Raw genomic sequence first — 3,476 nt, forward strand, 5'->3', positions numbered from 1 at the left:
CGCTTGAAAACCGCTATGAGCGCCCGGCTGAAGTCGGGGCCGACAGGCTGGTGGGGGCGTATGCGGCCCGCCGTCTGTATCCGGAAACTCCCGGTCTGCTGGTGGTTGATTTCGGCACGGCGGTAACCATTGACTGTGTTAACGGCGACGCCTACATGGGCGGCCTGATTTTTCCCGGTCCGCGCACCGCGTTAAGCGCTCTTTCGCGCGAGGCGGCCAAGCTGCCCAGAGTCAACCTGGACGGGCGGGCCGATGAGCCGACCCCGGGGCGCAGCACGGCCACCAGCATACAGCATGGGCTGGTTTTCGGCTTTGCCTGTATGGTTGAGGGGCTTGCGCAACGCCTCAAACGGCAGTTGCCCGGCCCTGTAAAGGTGTTGGGAACCGGAGGCTTTGCGGCGTCCATCGCCAGGGTAAGCCCGGTTTTTGACCATGTGCTGCCCGCCTTGCTGCTTGAGGGTTTACGCCGCCTGTACTATGAAGAGCGCACGGCGCTGTGACGTGGCCGGAGCAAGGCTGCCCGTTGTTTCCGGCTTTGGCCGGAGCGTAGTGGCATTGTGCAAAAGCAGCTTGCGCCCGTCAGCGCATGGAGCGGTTTTATTTGATGTTCTTCCGGCGGATGCGCGGGCAGGCGGCCCACGGGAAGACCTGCGCGCCGTTTGCTGCCCGTTTGAGCGCGGAAGCGTGCGCCGTAAAGGCTTTGAAAGCGGATTTCCCAAAGTTATAATGCCCTGATCGGCAGATGCGTTATATTGATTGAAAACAAGCCCAATGAGGGCAAAGGAGCCACACATGAGCAGCATTGCCTCGGTATTTGGCCGTGAAATCCTGGATTCGCGCGGTAATCCCACCGTCGAGGTGGAAGTGACCCTGGAATCCGGACTCAGAGCGCGGGCCGCCGTGCCTTCCGGGGCTTCCACCGGCAGCCGCGAAGCTCTGGAAATGCGTGACGGCGATAAAAAGCGTTACTGCGGCAAGGGCGTCACCAAGGCCGTGGACCATGTGAACAGCGAAATCGCCGATGCCCTGCTTGGCATGGATTCGCTGCGTCAGGTGCAGATTGACAATACTCTTATTGATCTGGACGGCACGGACAACAAATCCCGGCTCGGAGCCAACGCCATGCTTGGCGTGTCTATGGCCTGCGCCAGGGTGGCGGCGTCTTTTCTGGGCCTGCCCCTTTACAAGTACCTCGGCGGCATCAACGCCAAGGTGCTGCCCGCGCCCATGATGAACATCATCAACGGCGGGGCGCATGCTCCCAACAACCTGGATATCCAGGAATTCATGATCATGCCCGTGGGGGCCATGACCTTCCGCGATTCGCTGCGTATGGGTACAGAAATCTTCCATATGCTTCAGGCGATTCTGAAAAAAGACGGCCATGTCACCAGCGTGGGCGACGAGGGCGGCTTTGCCCCCAACCTCAAGAATCACGACGAGGCTTTCGCGTACATCATCAAGGCCATCGAAGAGGCCGGCTATAATCCCGGCACCGAGGTGGCCCTGGCTATTGATGCGGCCTCCAGCGAATTCTACAAGGACGGCAAATACGTTCTTGCCGGCGAAGGCAAGACCTTTAACAATGCCGAACTGAGCGAATGGCTGGCTGAATTCACCCGCAAGTATCCCCTTATTTCCATCGAAGACGGCATGGCCGAAAGCGATTGGGACGGCTGGGGCATGCTGACCGCCAGCCTTGGCGACCACGTGCAGCTTGTGGGCGACGACGTTTTTGTGACCAATCCTTCCATTCTGGCCGAGGGCATTGCCGAGGGCGTGGCAAACTCCATCCTCATCAAGCTCAATCAGATAGGCACTGTCACAGAAACTCTGGATACCATTGAAATGGCGAAAGAAGCTGCCTATACCACCGTCATTTCGCACCGTTCTGGCGAAACGGAAGACAGCTTCATTGCGGATCTTGCCGTGGGCGTCAACTCCGGCCAGATCAAAACCGGTTCCCTGTGCCGCTCCGAGCGCATGTCCAAGTACAACCAGTTGCTGCGCATTGAGGAAGAACTGGGCGATGATGCCGAGTTTTTCGGCCCCATGCTGGCGGAATACTATTCGCTGGGTACGGAAGAATAAGGCCGGTTTCGGCGTTGATCATATGATGCAGGCAAAGCCCGCGTCCGCCGACAGCGGACGCGGGCTTTGCCGTACCTGCGGAGTATGCAGGGTGTTATTTCGCAGCACGGGCGCATGTGCAAAGACGGCCGCCCGGCAGGCGGGGCTTGATGCCTTATGAACGGCGGCTTTTGGCGGTTCCTCGGCCAAAGGCCCTGGCCTGCTGTTGCGCGCTGTTCAAGCAGTGAAAAATGAGGCATGCGCCCTTGAGCTTGGAGCCGGGGCGGTCTATACTGCTGACATCACATGACTCTACTATGTTGGTCGCCTGCGGGCCAAGAAAAAATACATGGAGCAAGCCATGCTAGTAATTGACGGCAAAAAGACTGCACAGGACATCCGTGCGGAACTGGCTGCGGAAGTGGCCGCAGCCACGTCCCAGGGACGCCGCGCCCCCGGCCTGGCAGTGATTCTTGTTGGTGAGGACCCGGCGTCGCAGGTGTACGTGCGCAACAAGGAAAAAGCCTGCGCCGAGGTGGGCATCATCTCCTTTGCCTATCGCCTGCCCGCAGAGACCGGACAGCAGGAGCTGCTGGCCCTTATTGCGGAATGCAACGCACGCGCGGATGTGGACGGCATTTTGCTGCAGCGGCCCCTGCCCCGGGGGCTGGACGCTCAGGCATGCCTGCTGGCCATTGACCCGGCCAAGGATGTGGACGGCTTTCACCCCGAAAACGTGGGGCGTCTTTCACTGGGGCTGCCGGGCTTTGTTTCCTGCACGCCCGCAGGCGTTATGGAGCTTCTGCGCCGCTACAATCTGCCCACCAGGGGCAAGAAAGCCGTGGTGGTGGGCCGTTCGGACATTGTGGGCAAACCCCTGGCCCTGCTGCTGACCCGTTCCGGCGAATTTGGCGATGCCACCGTCACCATTTGCCATTCACGTACCCCCGACCTGGCGGAAGAATGCCGCAAGGCCGACTTTTTATTCCTTGCCGTGGGCAGGCCCCGCCTCATTACCGGCGACATGGTGCGTCAGGGCGCGGTGGTCATTGACGTGGGCATCAACCGCGGCGACGACGGCCTGTGCGGCGACGCGGACTATGAAAGCGTCAGTAAAAAGGCTGCGGCCATTACCCCCGTACCCGGCGGCGTCGGGCCTATGACCATTGCCATGCTGCTTGTGAACACGGTGCAGTCCTGGCGGCAGCGCACTGCCTGGTGACGTGGCTCTGATGTTTTTTCCTGCTCCCTTCGGGGAGCAGGAAACTTTGGTTTCCACCATTAGAGCAGATTAACTTTGAGAATATACATTCTCAAAGTTTAAGGCACGCTCACTTCGGCGTTTAACCGCGCAGATAAACTGCGCTTACGCCTCCGTAGCGAACGTCTGCTCACGCAGCCGCCAG

At 59.8% G+C, this 3,476-nt stretch carries 3 protein-coding genes; all 3 read left to right on the plus strand.

The features are described from left to right. Window positions 1-500: type III pantothenate kinase (locus V6C16_RS09575; RefSeq protein WP_333543083.1), on the plus strand; the 500-nt coding region annotated here is incomplete at its 5' end. A gap of 292 nt (window positions 501-792) precedes the next feature. Next, the gene (eno, locus tag V6C16_RS09580; protein WP_333536950.1) at window positions 793-2,091 is read left to right on the plus strand and encodes a phosphopyruvate hydratase; all 1,299 of its coding nucleotides are present in this window, start codon (window positions 793-795) and stop codon (window positions 2,089-2,091) included. Between the two features lie 340 nt (window positions 2,092-2,431). Continuing rightward, a complete protein-coding gene (gene folD / locus V6C16_RS09585; RefSeq protein WP_333543084.1) occupies window positions 2,432-3,292 on the plus strand; it encodes a bifunctional methylenetetrahydrofolate dehydrogenase/methenyltetrahydrofolate cyclohydrolase FolD in 861 nt (286 codons plus the stop codon). Window positions 3,293-3,476: the final 184 nt, after the last annotated feature.

The sequence above is a fragment of the Desulfovibrio sp. 1188_IL3213 genome (genome assembly GCF_036763145.1).
Classification (GTDB): Bacteria; Desulfobacterota; Desulfovibrionia; order Desulfovibrionales; family Desulfovibrionaceae; genus Desulfovibrio.

Excerpts from the sequence above, each read along its gene's own strand:
- folD (WP_333543084.1), top strand. The coding sequence starts at position 2,432 with ATGCTAGTAATTGACGGCAAAAAGACTGCACAGGACATCCGTGCGGAA.
- eno (WP_333536950.1), top strand. The coding sequence starts at position 793 with ATGAGCAGCATTGCCTCGGTATTTGGCCGTGAAATCCTGGATTCGCGC.